Source organism: Actinomadura geliboluensis (assembly GCF_005889745.1).
Lineage (GTDB): Bacteria > Actinomycetota > Actinomycetes > Streptosporangiales > Streptosporangiaceae > Spirillospora > Spirillospora geliboluensis.
In genome coordinates this window covers 1-17,661 of record NZ_VCKZ01000175.1, presented here as the reverse complement: position 1 = coordinate 17,661, position 17,661 = coordinate 1, and the positions used below count along the sequence as shown (strand labels likewise).

Here is a 17,661-nt window from a genome sequence, read left to right as displayed (position 1 = left end):
GTCGTGGAGGGCGCGCTCGCGCTGGTCGGCGGCCTGTCGGTGCTGGCGCTGTACGCGGCGTTCGCCTGGCTCAACCTGTACGTCCCGGCGCTGGTGGTGGTGGCGTTCGCGGTCGGCGCGCTGATCGGGGCGGAGATCCCGCTGCTGATGACGCTGCTGCAGCGGATCAGGAAGCAGGACGCGGGCAGCGCCGTCGCCGACCTGTTCGCCGCCGACTACGTCGGCGCGCTGATCGGCGGCCTGGCGTTCCCGTTCCTGCTGCTCCCGGCGTTCGGGCACATCAAGGGCGCGCTGCTCGTCGGCGTCGTCAACGCCGTCGCCGGGATCGCCGTCGTGCTGTGGCTGTTCCGCCGCCAGATCGGGCGCGTCGCGCAGGCCGCGCTGGGCCTCGGCATGGTCGCGGTCCTCGCCGTCCTCTGCGGGACGTACGCGCTGGCGGACGGCTTCGAGGTGTCCGCGCGGCAGGCCCTCTACGCCGACCCGATCGCCCTGACCAAGCGCACCAAGTACCAGGAGATCGTCATCACGAAGGACGTCTCCCTGGCGGGCAGCACGGACATGCGGCTGTTCCTGAACGGTGACCTGCAGTTCTCGTCCGTGGACGAGTACCGGTACCACGAGTCGCTCGTCCACCCGCTGATGTCGGGCCCGCACGGCAGGGTGCTGATCCTCGGCGGCGGGGACGGCCTGGCGCTGCGCGAGGTGCTCCGCTACCAGGACGTCCGGTCGGCGACGCTGGTCGAGCTCGACCCGGAGATGCTGCACCTGGCCCGGACGTACGGGCCGATCGCGTCCCTCAACCGCCACGCGTTCGACGACCCCCGCGCCGAGATCGTGGCCGCCGACGCGTTCTCGTGGCTGCGCGGCCTGAACCAGCGGTTCGACGCCGTGGTCGTGGACATGCCCGACCCCGACGACGTGTCCACTGCGAAGCTGTACTCGGTCGAGTTCTACGGCATGGTGAAGCGGGTGCTGGCGCCGGGCGGGCGGATGGTCGTCCAGTCGGGGTCGCCGTACTTCGCGCCGAGGTCGTTCTGGAGCATCGAGAAGTCGATCGCCGCGGCGGGCCTCGCGACGACCCCGTACCACGTGGACGTGCCCAGCTTCGGCGACTGGGGCTACGTGCTCGCGTCGGCGGGGGAGAAGCCGGTGCCGAGGCTTGCGCCCGGCGCTCCCGACCTGCGTTTCGTGGACGAGCCGCTCCTCCGGGCCGCGACGGTGTTCCCGAAGGACCGCCGCGCCCGCGACGTCGAGGTCAACACGCTCGTCCACCCGCGGCTCGTGGAGTACGAGCGCCAGGAGTGGAAGAACGCCTAGTCGGGGACGGACTGGCGGATCGCCTTGTCGACGGCCCGCTGGAACGACGTCACCAGCGACTGGATCATCAGCGGCTTGAGCTTCCCGGCCATCTCCATCAGCCGCTCCCGCTCCTCCGGCGCGCGCCCGCCCTCCCGGTAGGGCCGGACGACGGTGTCCTGGAAGACCTGCTGGAGCTCGGCGGCCAGCGCGGTCGTGTGCCGGTCGACGGCCTCATGGGACGCGATCAGGGTGTCCAGCGGCATCGGCAGCGCGGCGAGTTCGGCGCTGATCCCGAGCAGCGCGGGGCTGACGACCCGGACGACGTCCTCCGACACCTGCTCGACGACGCCGAGCGCCGCCAGCCGCTTGATCGTCGCGTCGTCGAGATGGCGCCCGGCCCGCCGGTCGAGCTCGTGCCGGTCGAGGTCCTCCGGACGCTCCGGCGCCCAGGGCGACAGCAGCGCGCGCTGGAGCGCGAGGTCTTCGGCGGGGGCGTCCAGGGGGATCTTCTTGAGGTGCTTCTCGATGGAGGCGAGGGTGAGCCCGAGCGACTGGAGCTCCCGGACGAGTTCGAGCCGCGCGAGGTGGTCGGGGCCGTAGAGGCCGGTGCGCCCGCGCAGGCGGGGCGGGGGGAGCAGGCCGCGCCCGGCGTAGAACCGGACGGTGCGGACGGTGACCCCGGCGCGCGAGGCCAGCTCGTCGACGGTGAGCTCCATCCCGCCTCCCTCTATGTGACAGCACCAGTGTTACATTAATCGTGTATCAGCACGCGCTTACTTGAGGGAGACCGCCGGATGGGACGGGACATCTACACCGAGGAGCACGAGGCCTTCCGCGACATGGTGCGCTCCTTCATCGCCAAGGAGGCGGCGCCGCACCACGAGCAGTGGGAGAAGGACGGGATCGTCTCGCGCGAGGTGTGGCTGGCGGCCGGCCGCGCGGGCCTGCTCGGCATCGACATGCCGGAGGAGTACGGGGGCGGCGGCAACGACGACTACCGGTACTACGTCATCTTCAACGAGGAGCTGGCGAAGGCCGGCATCCACGGGCCCGGCTTCGCCGTCCACAACGACATCAACGGCGGCTACCTGCGCCAGCTCTGCACGGACGAACAGAAGCAGCGGTGGTTCCCCGGCTACTGCTCCGGTGAGATCATCACGGCGATCGCGATGACCGAGCCCGCCGCCGGGTCCGACCTGCAGGGCATCAAGACCACCGCCGTCAAGGACGGCGACGACTACGTCCTCAACGGGTCGAAGACGTTCATCTCCAACGGCATCCTCGCCGACCTCGTCATCGTCGTCGCGAAGACCGACCCGGCCGCCGGGGCGAAGGGCGTCAGCCTCCTCGTCGTCGAGCGCGGCATGGCGGGCTTCGAGCGCGGCCGCAACCTCGACAAGGTCGGCATGCACGCGCAGGACACCGCCGAGCTGTTCTTCGACAACGTCCGCGTCCCGAAGGCGAACCTCCTCGGCGAGGAGGGCATGGGCTTCACCTACCTGATGACCAACCTCGCCCGCGAGCGGCTGTCCATCGGCGCGACCGCGATGGCCGCCGCCGAGGACGCCTTCGAGCAGACCCTCGAGTACTGCAAGACCCGCGAGGCGTTCGGCCGCCCGATCGGCAAGTTCCAGCACAACCGCTTCACGCTCGCCGAGATGAAGACGGAGCTGACGGTCGCCCGCTCCTTCACCGACGAGTGCATCCTCAAGGAGAGCAAGGGTGAGCTGACCGCCGACGAGGCCGCCATGCTCAAGTGGTGGAACACCGAGCTGCTCAAGCGGGTCGTCGACCGCTGCGTCCAGCTCCACGGCGGGTACGGGTACATGACCGAGTACCCGATCGCGAAGGCGTACCAGGACGTCCGCATCCAGACGATCTTCGGCGGCACCACCGAGATCATGAAGGAGATCATCGGGCGCGGCCTCGGCGTCTGACCGGCGGCCGGCCCGGCTCAGCCCAGCGGGGGCACCACCGCTTCGATGAGGTGCGGGCCCGGTTCGGCGAGCGCCTTGCCGAACTGGGCCGCGAACTCCTCGGCCGTGTGCGCGCGCGACGCCGGGACGCCCATCCCGGACGCCAGCGCGACGAAGTCGAGCGCGGGCCGCGACAGGTCGACCATGTCGCGGGTGATGGTGCCCTCCTCCGGCGGGGCCGGGACGGCGCCGACCCGCGTCGTCTCCATCGACAGGATCGCGTAGGCGCCGTTGTTGAACACGACGGTCGTGACGTCGAGGGCCTCCCTGGCCTGCGTCCACAGCGCCGACAGCGTGTACATGGCGCTGCCGTCGGCCTCCAGGCAGACGACCGGGCGGTCCGGGCAGGCGATCGCGGCGCCGGTCGCGACCGGCAGGCCCTGCCCGATCGCGCCGCCGGTCAGCGACAGCCAGTCGTGCGGCGGCGCGCCCGCCGTCGCGCCGGGCAGCCACAGCCCGGACGTGTTCGCCTCGTCCGACACGATCGCGCCCTCGGGCAGCAGCGCGCCGATGACGGCGGCGGCGGTCTCCCCGGTCAGCGCCCCGGACGGCAGCTCCGGCCGCGCCGCGACCTGCACGGCCGGGCGCGCCTCCTTCGCGATCGCGTCGGCGAGCCCGGTGAGCGCCCCGGTCGCGTCGGCGCCGAGGTCGTGCACCTGGCAGCCGTCCGGCACCAGGTCGCCGGGAAGGTCCGGGTAGGCGAAGAACGTCACGGGACGGCGCGCGCCCGCGAGCACGATGTGCCGGACGCCCGCCAGCTGCGCCGCCGCCATCTCGCCGAGGTAGGCGAGCCGCTCCACCGCCGTGACGCCGGCGCCGCGCTCCAGCCGCGCCGGGAACGTCTCGCACAGCACCCGCGCCCCGGTCGCCGCCGCGATGCGCCCGGCGGCCTCCAGCCCGTCGCGCCGGGCCGCGTCCCCGCCGATCAGCAGGACGCACGGCTCGCCGCCGGTCAGCGCGGCCGCCGCCCGGTCCACCGTGCCGCCCGGCACCGGCTCCGGGGGAGGGGCGGGGGACGCCGCGGCCGTGGCGCCGCCGTCCGACCAGGCGACGTCGGACGGCACGATCAGCGTGGCGACACCGCCCGCGCGCGCCGCCGTGACCGCCTCGGCCGCGGCCTTCCCGGCCTCCGCCGCGCTCACCGGCCGCCCCAGCCAGGCCGACACCGACCCGGCCACGGCCGCGATGTCAGACTGGAGCGGCGCGTCGTACTGCTGGTGGCCCGTGGCGTGGTCGCCGATGATGTTGACGATCGGCGTTCCGGCGCGCCGCGCGTTGTGCAGGTTGGCGAGCCCGTTGCCGAGCCCCGGCCCGAGGTGCAGCAGCACGGCGGCGGGGTCGGCGGCCATCCGCCCGTACCCGTCGGCCGCGCCCGTCGCGACGCCCTCGAACAGGCACAGCACGCCCCGGGCGCGCGGCTCGGCGTCCAGCGCCGCGACGAGATGCAGCTCGGACGTGCCCGGATTCGCGAACCAGACGCCGACACCGGCGTCCGCCAGCGTGCCCACCATGGCCTGCGCGCCGTTCATACGCCCCTCCCAAGAGTCAGCCGAACAGGACACCCGGATTGAGTATCCCGTCCGGATCGAAGGATCTCTTGATCCGCCGCATCAGGTCCACCTTCGCTGGATCCTCCAGGGCGCGGAAGTGGCGGATCTTCTCGCGGCCGATGCCGTGCTCCCCGCTGATCGTCCCACCGAGGTCGGCGGCCGCCGCGAGCAGCTCGTCCATGACCTGCGTCAGCGCCTCCTCGTCCGGCTGGAACACCGACAGGTGGACGTTGCCGTCGCCCGCGTGCCCGCAGCCGCCGATCAGTGCGCCGTGCCGCCCGGCGATGGCGGGGACGGCCTCGAAGAAGCGGGCGAGCGCGGCGCGCGGCACGACGGCGTCCACGATCGCGTTGGCGCCGGCGTTCCGCGCCGCCCAGAACGCCTTCTCGCGGGCCGTGACCAGCTTCTTGAGGGGCTCGCCGCGCAGGACGTAGGCGTCGGCGGCGCCCAGTTCGGCCAGCTCCTCCCCGAGCGTCTGGACGTCCTCGTCCAGCCGCTCCGCCGACCGGTTCTCCAGCACGACCAGCAGGTAGGCGCCGGCGGCGGCGCGGACGCTCTCCGGCACCCCGAGGTCCAGCCCGGCGTTCTGCGTGATCGCCGCCATCGCGATGAGGTCCACGTACTCCAGCACGAGCGGGTCGAGGCCGCCGCCGGTCAGCCGGGGCACGGCCGCGGTGACCGACTCGGTGCCGGGGAACGGCGCGAGCACCCCGGCGCGGTGCGGCAGCCGGGGCCGCAGCCGCAGCGTCACCTCCGTGACGAGGGCGAGGGTGCCCTCCGACCCCACGATGAGCTGCGTCAGGTCGTAGCCGGTGGACGTCTTCACGTACCGGCCGCCCGTCCGGATCACCTCGCCGGTGGGGAGCACCGCCTCCAGGCCGAGGACGTGGTGCCGGGTCACGCCCTCCTTCACCGCGTGCATGCCGCCCGCGTTCGTCGCGACCGTCCCGCCGATGCTGGCGCCGCCCTCGCCGGGGAAGATCGGGTAGACGAGGCCCTCGGCGGCGGTCGCCTCGTCGAGTTCGGCGAGGGTGACGCCGGGCTGCACCACCGCGACCTGCCCGCCGGTGTCGATCTCCAGGATGCGGTTCATCCGCTCGAACGACACGACCAGCCCGCCGGGGCGCGGCACGGCGGCGCCCGACAGGCCCGTCCCGGAGCCGCGCGCCGTGACCGGGAGCCGGTGCGCGGTGGCGACCCGCAGCACCGCCGCGACCTGCGCGGCGTCCGCCGGCCGCACCAGCCAGTCGGGCGGCACCGGGGCGACGCCCAGCGACTCGTCCCGCCCGTAGTCCAGGGGCACCGCCTCGCCCGACAGGACATGCTCGTCGCCGACCGCCTCGCTCAGCGCCGTCCGGACATCCGCCATGCTTCCCTCCCACCGGGAAAGGTTCCGGCGCTCACCTCGCGGAAACCTCGCGGCTGCCAGGTTTGCCGCGTGAACGCACTTGACGAAACGGTCGTACGGCTCGGCGCCGTGCGCAAGGCATTCGGTGAGGTCGCCGCGCTGGACGGGGTGGACCTGGAGATCGGCGCGGGCGAGTCCGTCGCGGTGATGGGGCCGTCCGGCAGCGGGAAGTCGACGCTGCTCAACATGGTCGCGGGCCTGGACCGCCCGACGTCCGGGACGGTGGAGGTGAACGGCGAGGACCTCACCGGGATGGGCGAGGCCGCGCTGGCGCGGTACCGGCGCCGCCGGATCGGGATGGTCTTCCAGTTCTTCAACCTGCTCGACGACCTGCCCGTGCTGGAGAACGTCGCGCTGGCCGGGCGGCTCGCGGGCGTCCCCGGCCGCAAGGCGCGGGCGCGGGCGGTGGAGCTGCTGGACGAGCTCGGCATCGCCGCCCGCCGGGACGCCTACCCGGCGGTGCTGAGCGGCGGGGAGCGGCAGCGTGTCGGTGTGGCGCGCGCGCTGATGAACCGTCCCGCGCTGCTGCTCGCGGACGAGCCGACCGGCGCCCTCGACAGCGGCACCGGCGAGCAGGTCGCGGGCCTGCTCCTCGACCTCAACCGGCGCGGCCAGACGCTGCTGCTCGTCACCCACGACGAGGCGCTCGCGACCCGGTGCGCGACCCGGCTGGTGGAGTTCCGCGACGGCCGGATCGTCCGCGAGGCGGCGCTGGAGAGGAGCGAGCCGTGGGCCGCCCGCTGAGCGCCGTGTGGGCGGCGTCGCGCGCGGGGGTGCGGCGCCGCCGGGTGCAGGCGGTCAGCATCGCGGTCGTCGTCGCGCTGTCCACGGCGACGCTCGTGTTCGGGCTCGGCCTGCTCAGCGCGTCGAACTCGCTGTTCGCCGACGCGTTCGCGCAGGCGCGCGGCGCGCACGCGACCGTGGCCTTCGACGCCGGAGCGGTGAGCGCCGACCGGGTCGCGGCGACCGCGCGGGCGTCCGGGGTCGCCGCTGCGGCCGGCCCGTTCCGGACGGCGGTGCTGCCGCCGGGTCCGGGGACGGGCCCGCGGCGCGTCGGCGGCGACGGCCTCCTCGTCGCGGGCCGCGCCGACCCCGGCGGCCCGGTGGACAAGCTGACGATCACCTCGGGACGGTGGGTCCGCGCCCCCGGCGAGATCGTGCTGCGGGGCGGGCCGGGAGGCCCCGTGCGACTCGGCGGCACCGTCGCGTCGCCGGGGCTGCCGCCGCTCAAGATCGTGGGCTTCGCCAGCTCGGTGACGGGCGGGGCGGACGGCTGGGTGACGCCCGCCCAGATCGGCGCCCTCCGCCCGGACGGCCTGCAGATGCTCTACCGGTTCGACCGCGCGGGCGACGCGTCCGAGATCCGGGAGAGCCTGGCGACGGCGACGGCCGGGCTGACGATGCGGGACCATGCGTCCTACCTGGAGACCGAGAAGGCGTTCGAGGAGGACTTCAACGAGCTGATCCCGTTCATCACGGTCTTCGGGGCGCTCGCCATGGCCGTCGCGGTGTTCATCATCGGCAACGTGGTCAGCGGCGCGGTCGTCGCGGGGTTCCGGCGCATCGGCGTACTGAAGGCGATCGGCTTCACCCCGGCGCAGGTGGTCGGCGTGTACCTCGGGATGATCGCGCCGCCCGCGCTGCTCGGCTGCGCGGCGGGCCTCGCGGCCGGGCACCTGCTCGCCGCGCGGGTCGCGGGCGACCTGGCCGCCGGGTTCGAGCTGCCGTCCGCGGGCGGCGCCGGCCTCCTGCCGGACGTCCTGGCGGGCGGCTGCGTGCTCGCGCTCGTCGCCCTGGCCGCGCTCGTCCCGGCGCTGCGGGCCGGTCGGCTCCCGGCGGCCCAGGCGATCAGCGCCGGGACCGTGTCGCGCGGCGGACGGGGCCGGCGGGCGCAGCGGTGGCTGGCCCGCACCCGGCTGCCCGCCCCGGTCGGCCTCGGGCTGAGCCTGCCGGTCGCCCGGCCCGCCAGGTCGGCGCTCACCCTCGCGGGCCTCTGCCTCGGCGTGACGGCGGTGACCATGGGCTTCGGCCTCCACCAGACGGTCTCGATGATCCTCACGGCGGACACCGAGGGGCACACGTCCGTCAACGTGGGCGTCGACCCGCACCGCCAGGGATCGGTGAACCTGTCCCAGGCGCAGGTGACGGCGCTGCTGAAGGCGCAGCCGGGCACCGCTCACGTGATGTCGTTCCGTCCGCAGCCGGTGCGGGTCGCCGGGCTCCCGTCGGGGCTGGTCGCGGAGACTTACAGCGGCGACTACCGCCCGTTCCTCGGCGACGGTCTCGTCCGCGGGCGCTGGTTCACGGGACGCGGCGAGCTGGTGGTGACGGAGGCGTTCCTGCGGCTCCACGACCTGGACGTGGGCGACACCCTCACCCTCCAGGCGGACGGGACGAAGGCCGCCGTGCGCATCGTCGGCTCCTTCGCGCACTCCGACACCACCCGGCTGATGCTCGACGCCGCGAGCCTCCCGGACGTCCGGGAGGGGCCCGAACCGCGCCCGTACGCGGTGATCGTGACGCCGGGGACGGACCCGGCCGCCTACGCCGAGCGCATTAACACGGCCGGGGCCTCCAGCGGCCTGTTCGCCGAGCCCACCGAGCCCGACCTCGGCGGCCGCGCGGTCTTCGACGGCCTGTTCGTGCTGTTCTCGCTGATCATCTGTACGGCGGCGGCGCTGGGCGTCCTCAACAGCGTGCTGCTGAACGCCCGGGAGCGGAGCCGGGATCTGGGCGTCCTGAAGGCCGTGGGGATGGCGCCGCGTCAGGTCGTCCTCATGATGGTGACGTCCATGGCCGCGCTGGGGGTCGTCGCGGGCGCGCTCGGGGCCCCGCTGGGCGTCCTGGCGCATCACGGTGTCGTCATGCTCACCGGCGAGATGCTCAGCAGCGGGATGGCGGCGGCGTGGATCCACGTCTACGGCTGGACGCTGCTGCTGCCGCCGGCCTGCGCCGGGGTGCTCGTCGCCGTCCTCGGCGCGTGGGCGCCCGCCGGGCGGGCCGCCGCGACCCGCACCGCCACCGTGCTCCGCAGCGAGTGATCAGGAAGCGGTCAGGAGGGGCTCAGGAGGGGAAGGCGACGGCCACGGTCAGCCCGCCGTCCGGGTTGGCCGCGGCCGTCACCGTCCCGCCGTGGGCCTGGACGATGGCGGCGACGATCGACAGCCCGAGCCCTGCGCCGCCGTCCGAGCCCGTCCGCTCGCCGGCCAGCCGCCGGAACGGCTCGAACAGCCCGTCCACCTCGTCCGGCGGGACGTGCGGCCCGGTGTTCGCGACGGTCAGCTCCCCGTCGCGCAGCTCCACCCGGACGGTCCCGCCGCGATGGTTGTAGCGGATCGCGTTCTGCACCAGGTTGGCGACCATGCGGGCGAGCAGCACCTCGTCCCCGGCGACGGTGACGGGCCGCGTGTCGGCGGTCACGGCGACCCCCGCGCGCTCGGCGGACGCGAGGTTCTCCCCGGCGACCTGCCCGACGACCGCCGCCAGATCGACCGGGTCGCGCCGGTCGAGCCCGCGCTCGCCCTGCGCCAGGACGAGCAGCCCCTCGATCAGCCGCTCCGACCGCCGCGTGTTGCGCAGCATCTCCGCCCGGACCACGGCGAGCCGCTCCGGCGACGGGTCGGCCAGCCCCACCTCGATCGCGGTCCGCTGGACGGCGAGCGGCGTGCGCAGCTCGTGCGAGACGTTGGCGACGAACCGGCGCTGGCTGTCGGCCGCCCGCTCCAGCCGGTCGAGCATCGCGTCGAAGGTGTCGGCGAGCTGCCTCAGCTCGTCCCGCGGGCCGTCCAGCGCGATCCGCTCGTGCAGGGTGGACAGCGACAGCCGGCGCGCGGTGCCGGTGATGCGGTGCAGCGGCCGCAGCAGCCGCCCGGTGAGCCACCACGACACCGCGAACGCCAGCACCACGATCACCGCGATGGCGGTCAGGATGACGAGCTGCTGCGACCCGACCAGGCTCTCCTGGAACTGCTCCTGCCCGATGATCCGCTTCCGGCCGTCGACCTCTCCGGACGCGATCGGATCGGCCGGGAACGGGACGTCCTGCACCCGGTCGTTCACGATCCTCGTCTGGATCCACAGCACCGCGCCCAGCACGCCCAGCGTGATGACGGTGAAGAGCCCGCCGTACAGGAGCGTCATCCGCGCCCGGACGGTCATCGGCCGCACAGCCGGTACCCGCTTCCCGGCACGGTCACGATGACGGGCGGCCCGCCGAGCTTGGCGCGCAGCTTGCTCATCGTCACCTTCACCACCGTCGTGAACGGGTCGGTGTGCTCGTCCCAGGCCCGCTCCAGCAGAGCCTCCGTGCTGACGACCGTGCCGCGCGCCTGCATCAGCACCTCCAGCACCGCGTACTCCTTGCGGGACAGCGGCACCGGGCGCCCGTCCCGGAACACCTCCCGCCGCGCCGTGTCCAGGGTGATCCCGGCGTGCTCCAGCACCGGCGGCAGCGGCGGGGCGTTCCGCCGCGCCAGCGCCTTGACCCGCGCCGCCAGCTCGTCGAACGCGAACGGCTTGGCGAGGTAGTCGTCGGCCCCGAGGTTCAGCCCGTCGACCCGCTCGTGCACCGCGCCCGACGCCGTCAGCATCAGGATGCGGACGGCCGCGCCCCGCTGCGCCAGCTCACGGCAGATCGCGTCGCCGTGGACGCGCGGCAGGTCGCGGTCGAGGACGAGCACGTCGTAGTCGTTGACCGCGAGCCGCTCCAGGGCCCCGTCCCCGTCGTAGGCGACGTCGACGGCCATCGCCCGCTTCCGCAGCCCCTCGGCGACCAGATCGGCCAGGAACCGCTCGTCCTCGGCCACGAGAATCCGCATCGTCCCATTCCCGCAGACCCCCGATAAGGCCGCGGTTAACGTCCGGACGGCTCGGACGGCTAGGTCGTCTCGGGCGCCTCCGTCGTCAGGGACACGAGGAGGTCGTTGAGGCGGCCGACGAACGCGCCCGGCTCGTCGATGCGGGCGCCGCAGGTGAGGACGGCCTGGTCGAACAGGAGGTGCGCCCAGTCGGCCAGGCGCGGGTCGTCCTGCCCGCCGTTGAGCCGCTCGACCAGCGGATGCCGCGGGTTGATCTCCAGGACCGGCCGGCTCGGCAGGCCCGACCCGCGCATCCGCTGCGCGAGGGTGAAGTCGTTCTCCGGCCCGTCCCCGACGATGCAGGCGGGGGAGGTGGTGAGGCGGCTGGTCACGCGCACGTCCACGGCCCTGCCGTCCAGGTGCTCCTTGAGCTTGCCGAGGAGGTCGGCGTAGTCGGCGCCGGCCTGCTCGGCGGCCTCCTTGTCGGCCTCGTCCTCCAGTCCGCCGAAGTCGGGGGAGCCCTGCGCGACCGACTGCAGCCGCTTCCCGTCGAACTCCGGCAGGGCGGTGACCACGAAGGTGTCCACGGCGTCGTCCAGCAGCAGCACCTCGATGCCCTTCTCCCGGAACGCCTCCAGGTGCGGGCTGGACGCGGCGTCCGACATGCCGGGGGCCAGCAGGTAGTAGATCTTGTCCTGGCCGTCCTTCATGCGGGACGTGTAGTCGGCGAGCGAGACGCCGTCGCCGCCGGTGGTGGTGAACCGCAGCAGCGCCGCGATGTCGTCCCGGTGGGCGGGGTCCTCGGGGATCCCCTCCTTCAGGGTGGCGCCGAACTCCTTCCAGAAGGCCGCGTACTTCTCGGGCTCGCCGTCGGCCATGTCCTTGAGCAGCCGGAGCACCCGCTTGACCGCGCTCGACCGGATGTGGTCCATGGCCTGGCCGCCCTGGAGGATCTCCCGGGAGACGTTCAGCGGCAGGTCGGCGGAGTCGATGACGCCGCGCACGAACCGCAGGTACCGCGGCATCAGCCGGTCGGTGTCCTCCAGGATGAAGACGCGCTGCACGTGGAGCCGCACGCCCTGGATCGCCTGCGCGAGCCACAGGTCGTACGGGGCCTGCGACGGGACGAACAGCAGCAGCGTGTACTCGAACCGGCCTTCCACCTTCGCGTGGACGTACGCGAGCGGGTCGGTGAAATCGTTCGTGAGCTGCCGGTAGAAGTCGTTGTAGTCCTGCTGCTTGAGCTCGCTTTTCGGACGCGCCCACAGGGCCGTGGCCTGGTTGACCGGGGTGTCGTCGTCGCCCAGCAGGATCGGGCGGCCGATGTGGTCGGAGTACCGCTTGATGATGGAACGCAGCCGGTACTCGCTGAGCAGCTCGTCCTCGCCCTCGCGCAGGTGCAGGACGATCGTCGTGCCGCGCTCGGCGCGCTCCACGGGCTCCAGCGTGTACCCGCCCTTGCCCTCCGACGACCAGCGCACGCCCTCCGCCGCCGGCAGCCCGGCACGGCGGGTCGTCAGCGTCACCCGGTCCGCGACGATGAACGCGGCGTAGAAGCCGACGCCGAACTGCCCGATCAGCGCCGTGTCGCCGCGCCCGTCGCCGCTGCGCGCGCGGAGGAACTCCGCGGTGCCGGACCGGGCGATCGTGCCGATGTTGTCGATGACCTCCTGCCAGCTCATCCCGATGCCGTCGTCGGCGACGGTGATCGTGCGGGCGTCCTTGTCGAAGGAGACCCGGATCCGCGGCTCGCCGCCTGCTTCCGGCCCGTCCGGTTCCGTCTCGGCGGTCTCCGGATGTGCGTACCGCTCGATCCGGAACCGGTCGATCGCATCGGACGCATTGGAGATCAGCTCGCGGAGGAATATCTCCTTGTCGCTGTAGAGCGAATTGGCCATCAGATCGAGGATCTGGGCCGCCTCGGCCTGGAAGCTGAACGTCTCCTCCGCCGGCAGAGTCACCGTTTCCCTCCTGGTCAACGCCTTTCGGACAACCCATCAGAATAGAAATGCCGCCCGACCCGGTCAACCATTCCGCCGGAGCGTCACCCGAAGATCGCGGCGGGGTCGCCGCGGTACCAGGTGTTGCCGATGCGCATCCGCCGCACGACCCAGCGCTGCCCGTCCCGGACCAGCTCGACGTCGTAGGGGTTCTTCAGGAGGGCGAACGTGGAGTGGTCCGCGCTGAGCAGGTGCTGCGCCTCCACCAGGGCGGTGAGCCGCGCGGTGTCGCCGTCTATGGCGATGCGCGGGTTGGCGACCTGGTGGGTGGTGTCCACCCGGCCGGTGAACGAGTCGAGGATGGTGGTGACGATCGTGTCCCGTCCCACCATCAGCGGCGGGTTCCCGCCCCAGCGGGCCGCCGCCGGACGGAAGTCGAGTTCGGCGTCGGCGGCGAAGGCGGAGGCGAACAGCGCGGCGTCCTTGAGGTCCTGGCCGAGGGCGAACCGGTGGAGCGCGTCCACGATCTCGGTCCGGTCCCGCAGCTCCCGCACCACGGCGTCGGTGTCGCCGTCCGCAGCGGCCATCGCCTGCTGGTCGATCACGTACATGTCTGCTCCCGTGCACGTCAGAGGAAGGAACCCCTCCACTCTTCGCGGGGCCGGACGGCCGATCAACGCGGCCCTGTGCAACGATCGTGAAGCGTGAATTAACGATGAGGAGGGGCCGCATGCTGGAGCGGCACGAGATCGAGTCCTTCCTCACCCTCGCCGAGGAGCTGCACTTCGGCCGGACGGCCGGACGGCTGCGCGTCTCCACCTCCCGGATCAGCCAGACGATCGCCAAGCTGGAGCGCCGCGCCGGGGTGGCGCTGTTCGACCGCACGAGCCGCCGCGTGGAGCTGACCCCGGCGGGACGGCGGCTGTACGACGACCTGCGCCCCGCCTGGGAGCGGGTCACCGCCGCGTTCGAGGAGGTCATGGAGACCGGGCGCGGGCTGACCGGCCTGCTCCACGCGGCCTTCACCGACGCCGCGGGCGGGCAACTGCTGGCCGGGGCCGCCGAGCTGTTCCGCCGCCGCCTGCCCGACACCGACGTGCGGCTCCGCGAGGCGCGGCCGGGCGACCTCGTGCCCTGGCTGCGCGACGGCGAGATCGACGTCGGCCTCGGGTGCCTCCCCGTCGACGAGCCCGGCATCGCCGCCGGTCCCGTGATGGTGTCGGAGGCGCGGATGCTCGCCGTCCCCGCCGGGCACCCCTTCGCGCGCCGGACCTCGGTCTCCCTGGAGGATCTGGCGCGGGTCGCCGTCCTGCGGTACCCCGACACCGTGTCGGCGTCCCTCCGCCATGACCGCAGCCCGGCCGCCACACCGTCCGGGCGTCCGATCGCGCCCGGCCCGGCGGTCGCCACGTTCGGCGAGATGCTCACCCTCATCGGCGCGGGCGCGGGCGTCTTCCCGGTCGGCGCGCACGTCAGGCGCTACCACGCCCGCCCCGACGTCGCCTACGTCCCCTTCGACGACGCCCCGCCCATCGACTGGGGCCTGCTGTGGCGGACCGGCGGCGAGACCGCACGCGTCCGCGCCTTCGCCGAGGCCGCCCAAGACCTCCTTGACTGACGCACGCAAGAATGACCCGGTACGACATCTCCGACGGCGAGGAGAACGCGAGATGAGAATCGTCGTTGACGACCTGACCGGGCCGCAGGTCGCGGAGTTCCTGGCCGAGCACCTCCGCGAGATGCGGACCGTCACGCCGCTGGAGAGCGTCCACGCCCTCGACCTCGAAGCGCTGCGCAAGCCCGACGTCACCTTCTGGACGGCGCTGGACGGCGACGCCGTCGTGGGCTGCGGCGCGCTCAAGAGCCTGGACGTCTCCCACGCCGAACTGAAGTCGATGCGCACGTCCGCGGCGCGCAAGCGGAGCGGCATCGCGTCCGGGCTGCTCGCGCACATCATCGCCGAGGCCGAGCGGAGGGGCTTCACCCGGCTGAGCCTGGAGACCGGCGCGGACGAGTTCTTCCTCCCCGCGCGCAGGCTCTACGAGAAGTTCGGCTTCGCCTACTGCGGGCCCTTCGCCGACTACGGCCCCGACCCGAACAGCGTCTTCATGACCAAGGCGCTCGGCTACTGATCCAGCTCAAGGGAGATGTGCGGGGCGAGCGCGCGGAGGAAGTCGGCGGCGTCGAACATCTCCCCGGCGGAGGCGACGCCGGTGGTGCGGGTCCGCCCGGTGAGGACCCGCGCGACCGCCTCCACCGCCAGCGGCGCGGTGACGGCGTAGATGTCGCGGCCGGTCGCCACGGCGCGCCGCTCACGGCCGCCGGAGCGCACGACCACGTCGACGAGGAACGTCTGCGCCGACCGCCCGTTCTCGTCGGCCGCGACGGGCGCCGGGGTGTCGGGGTTCGCCATGTCCCGCGCCGCCTCGACCGTCATGTAGGTCGTCACCTCGGGGATCGCCAGGTGGCTGGGGACGGTCACGACGTCGGCCATCGTGAACTCCCCGATGACGTCCCGGGGTCCCATCGGCGCGGGGAACGCCCACTCCAGCGCGGGCGGGTCGTCGCGGCGGTACTCCAGCCGCCCGTTCGCGTACCGGACGCGCCGGCCGTCCCGCCGCGCGTGCGAGACCGCGCCCGCCGCGCGCGTCCCGGCGGTCGGATGCCAGCCGCTCAGCCCGTAGGCGACGTGCGCCTCGTCGGCCGCCGTCCAGTCGCCCATGGCGGCGGTGGCCAGCAGGTCGCCGAGGCCGCCGTAGAAGGCCATCGCGGGGACGACCACGGCCCCGGCCTCACGGGCGCGGTCGGCGAACCGGGCGAACGTGTCGGCGTTGGCCTCGATCTCGGCCGCGACGTCCACGTACGGGATCCCGGCGCGCAGGGCCGCCTCGATCACCGGGGCGGCCGTCACGGCGAACGGGCCGGCGCAGTTGACCACGGCCGCCGCGCCGGCGAGCGCGCGGTCGAGCGCGGCCGGGTCGTCCACCGACGCGGGACGCGCCTCCAGACCGGTCTCGGCCGCCGCCTTCTCCAGCTTGCCCGCGTCGCGGCCGGACAGGACCGGGACGAACCCGCGCTCCCGCAGCTCCGCCACCACGAACCGCCCGGTGTGCCCGTAAGCGCCGTACACCGCCACCAGCTGCCCCGATGCCATGGGGTCTCCTTCGTCCTCATCCGGTCTGTCGGGACCATCCTGGCGAGGACGGTCATCCGACCGTGAGTGTCTGGAACGCCATGACCCGTACAATTCCGGACATGAGATCGGTCGCGCTGGCCGTCACCGACGGCATGCTGCACTTCGAGCTGTCGCTGGCGCACGAGGTGTTCGCCGCCGCCCCCGCCGGCGTCACCGTCCCCTGGTACGACCTGACCGTCTGCGGCTCCGGCGCCGTCCGGGTCGGACGGTTCCGGCTGGAGCCCGACCACGGCCTCGACCGGCTCCGGCACGCCGACACCGTGATCGTCCCGGGCTGGGCGGACACCGACGTCGAGCCGCCCGCCGACCTCGTCGACGCGGTGCGCGCGGCCCACGAGGCGGGCGCGCGCGTCGCCTCGCTGTGCACGGGCGCGTTCGTGCTGGCCGCCGCCGGTCTGCTGGACGGCAGGCGCGCGACCACCCACTGGGCGCACACCGCCGACCTCGCCGCCCGGCACCCCCGGGTGGACGTGGACCCGGACGTCCTCTACGTCGACAACGGCACCGTGCTCACCTCGGCGGGCAAGGCCGCCGCGATGGACCTGTGCCTGCACCTCGTCCGCCTCGACCACGGCTCCGCGATCGCGAACACGGTCGCCCGCCGCCTGGTCGTCCCGCCGCACCGCGACGGCGGCCAGGCCCAGTTCATCGCCCGGCCGGTGCCCGAGACGCGGCGGGCGTCGACCGGGCCCGCGCGGGCGTGGGCGCTACGGAACCTGGACGGGCCGGTGACGCTGGCGGACATGGCGGCGCGGGCGTCGATGAGCGTCCGGACCTTCACCCGCCGGTTCCGGCAGGAGACCGGCGTGTCGCCGCAGGTGTGGCTGACGGCGCAGCGGGTGGAGCGGGCACGGCGGCTGCTGGAGGAGACCGACCTGCCGGTCGACCGGATCGCCGAGCGCGCCGGGTTCGGGACGGCGGCGTCGCTGCGCCGGCACCTGCAGGCGGCGGTCGGCGTCGCGCCCACCGCCTACCGCGCCACCTTCCGCGGCCGCTGACCCCGGCCGCGCGGGTCCTCGGCCGGGCGGGTCAGGCGTGCTCGGCGTCGAGCTCGACGGGGGCGGCGATGACGTCGACCATCGCGCCGTTGCGCAGGACGGTGATGGGCAGCGGCCGGCCGATCGCGTCGGCGAACATCAGCTTCTGCAGCGACTGGGCCTGCGAGACCGGCGCGCCGCCGGCGGTCAGGACCAGGTCGCCGCGCCGCAGCCCGGCCCGGTCGGCGGGGCTGCCCGGCACGACCTCCACCACGCGCAGCGCCTCGTCCTGCCCGATCCGGGGCCGCAGCACCGCCGGGACCGGGACGGGCGCCGCGACCAGCCCGAGGAACGCGCGGCGGACCCGCCCGTCGCGGATCAGCGCGCCGATGATCCGGCGCGTGGTCGCGTTGATCGGCACCGCCAGGCCGAGCCCGAACCCGGCGACGGCGGTGTTGACCCCCACGACCCGGCCGCGGGAGTCGGCGAGCGCGCCGCCGGAGTTGCCGGGGTTCAGCG

Annotated in this window: 16 protein-coding genes; 7 read left to right on the top strand and 9 right to left on the bottom strand. The window is 73.8% G+C overall.

Annotation, left to right across the window (positions count from 1 at the left end; translation table 11 throughout):
• Positions 1-1,317: polyamine aminopropyltransferase (locus tag ETD96_RS22945; RefSeq protein WP_138638536.1), on the top strand; the 1,317-nt coding region annotated here is incomplete at its 5' end.
• On the opposite strand, the gene ETD96_RS22940 is transcribed toward ETD96_RS22945, so the two are convergent.
• On the bottom strand, positions 1,314-2,015 hold the full coding sequence (locus ETD96_RS22940) for a MerR family transcriptional regulator (protein WP_138638535.1): 702 nt from the start codon (positions 2,013-2,015) through the stop codon (positions 1,314-1,316). The two genes, ETD96_RS22945 and ETD96_RS22940, sit on opposite strands and share 4 nt — an antisense overlap.
• Positions 2,016-2,093: 78 nt before the next feature.
• On the opposite strand from ETD96_RS22940, the gene ETD96_RS22935 reads away from it, so the two are divergent.
• The gene (locus ETD96_RS22935) at positions 2,094-3,236 is read left to right on the top strand and encodes an acyl-CoA dehydrogenase family protein (protein ID WP_138638534.1); all 1,143 of its coding nucleotides are present in this window, start codon (positions 2,094-2,096) and stop codon (positions 3,234-3,236) included.
• 17 nt (positions 3,237-3,253) lie between these two features.
• Here ETD96_RS22935 and ETD96_RS22930 read toward each other — a convergent pair whose 3' ends face one another.
• The gene (locus ETD96_RS22930) at positions 3,254-4,804 is read right to left on the bottom strand and encodes an acetolactate synthase large subunit (RefSeq protein WP_138638533.1); all 1,551 of its coding nucleotides are present in this window, start codon (positions 4,802-4,804) and stop codon (positions 3,254-3,256) included.
• A 16-nt stretch (positions 4,805-4,820) separates the two neighbouring features.
• Positions 4,821-6,194 (bottom strand): FAD-binding oxidoreductase, encoded by a 1,374-nt coding sequence (locus ETD96_RS22925; protein WP_138638532.1) that lies wholly within the window; start codon positions 6,192-6,194, stop codon positions 4,821-4,823.
• A gap of 69 nt (positions 6,195-6,263) precedes the next feature.
• On the opposite strand from ETD96_RS22925, the gene ETD96_RS22920 reads away from it, so the two are divergent.
• Positions 6,264-6,977, top strand: a complete 714-nt coding sequence (locus ETD96_RS22920; protein WP_240808044.1) for an ABC transporter ATP-binding protein — start codon at positions 6,264-6,266, stop codon at positions 6,975-6,977.
• Positions 6,962-9,274 carry an ABC transporter permease gene (locus ETD96_RS22915; protein WP_138638530.1) on the top strand — a complete coding sequence of 771 codons (2,313 nt, stop codon included), beginning with the start codon at positions 6,962-6,964 and terminating at the stop codon, positions 9,272-9,274. The genes ETD96_RS22920 and ETD96_RS22915 overlap by 16 nt, the downstream gene beginning before the upstream one ends.
• Before the next feature lie 22 nt (positions 9,275-9,296).
• On the opposite strand, the gene ETD96_RS22910 is transcribed toward ETD96_RS22915, so the two are convergent.
• The 4 genes from ETD96_RS22910 to ETD96_RS22895 form a co-directional block, all read right to left on the bottom strand.
• Entirely contained in the window at positions 9,297-10,391 is a 1,095-nt protein-coding gene (locus ETD96_RS22910) for a sensor histidine kinase (protein ID WP_138638529.1), read from the bottom strand.
• Positions 10,388-11,050 carry a response regulator transcription factor gene (locus ETD96_RS22905; protein WP_138638528.1) on the bottom strand — a complete coding sequence of 221 codons (663 nt, stop codon included), beginning with the start codon at positions 11,048-11,050 and terminating at the stop codon, positions 10,388-10,390. The genes ETD96_RS22910 and ETD96_RS22905 overlap by 4 nt, the downstream gene beginning before the upstream one ends.
• Positions 11,051-11,109: 59 nt before the next feature.
• Positions 11,110-12,990 carry a molecular chaperone HtpG gene (htpG, locus tag ETD96_RS22900; protein ID WP_138638527.1) on the bottom strand — a complete coding sequence of 627 codons (1,881 nt, stop codon included), beginning with the start codon at positions 12,988-12,990 and terminating at the stop codon, positions 11,110-11,112.
• 83 nt (positions 12,991-13,073) lie between these two features.
• Positions 13,074-13,580: a nuclear transport factor 2 family protein gene (locus tag ETD96_RS22895; RefSeq protein WP_138638526.1), complete on the bottom strand. Its 507-nt coding sequence runs from the start codon at positions 13,578-13,580 to the stop codon at positions 13,074-13,076.
• Between the two features lie 119 nt (positions 13,581-13,699).
• On the opposite strand from ETD96_RS22895, the gene ETD96_RS22890 reads away from it, so the two are divergent.
• Together ETD96_RS22890 and ETD96_RS22885 are read left to right on the top strand one after the other, a co-directional pair.
• On the top strand, positions 13,700-14,587 hold the full coding sequence (locus tag ETD96_RS22890; RefSeq protein ID WP_138638525.1) for a LysR family transcriptional regulator: 888 nt from the start codon (positions 13,700-13,702) through the stop codon (positions 14,585-14,587).
• Between the two features lie 52 nt (positions 14,588-14,639).
• A complete protein-coding gene (locus tag ETD96_RS22885; RefSeq protein ID WP_138638524.1) occupies positions 14,640-15,101 on the top strand; it encodes a GNAT family N-acetyltransferase in 462 nt (153 codons plus the stop codon).
• On the opposite strand, the gene ETD96_RS22880 is transcribed toward ETD96_RS22885, so the two are convergent.
• Positions 15,095-16,123: a saccharopine dehydrogenase family protein gene (locus tag ETD96_RS22880; protein ID WP_138638523.1), complete on the bottom strand. Its 1,029-nt coding sequence runs from the start codon at positions 16,121-16,123 to the stop codon at positions 15,095-15,097. The genes ETD96_RS22885 and ETD96_RS22880 overlap by 7 nt on opposite strands.
• Positions 16,124-16,224: 101 nt before the next feature.
• Here ETD96_RS22880 and ETD96_RS22875 point away from each other — a divergent pair, with 101 nt between their 5' ends.
• Positions 16,225-17,163 (top strand): helix-turn-helix domain-containing protein, encoded by a 939-nt coding sequence (locus tag ETD96_RS22875; protein ID WP_138638522.1) that lies wholly within the window; start codon positions 16,225-16,227, stop codon positions 17,161-17,163.
• Between the two features lie 31 nt (positions 17,164-17,194).
• On the opposite strand, the gene ETD96_RS22870 is transcribed toward ETD96_RS22875, so the two are convergent.
• A partial coding sequence (locus ETD96_RS22870) for a S1C family serine protease (protein WP_138638521.1) occupies positions 17,195-17,661 on the bottom strand: 467 nt, incomplete at its 5' end.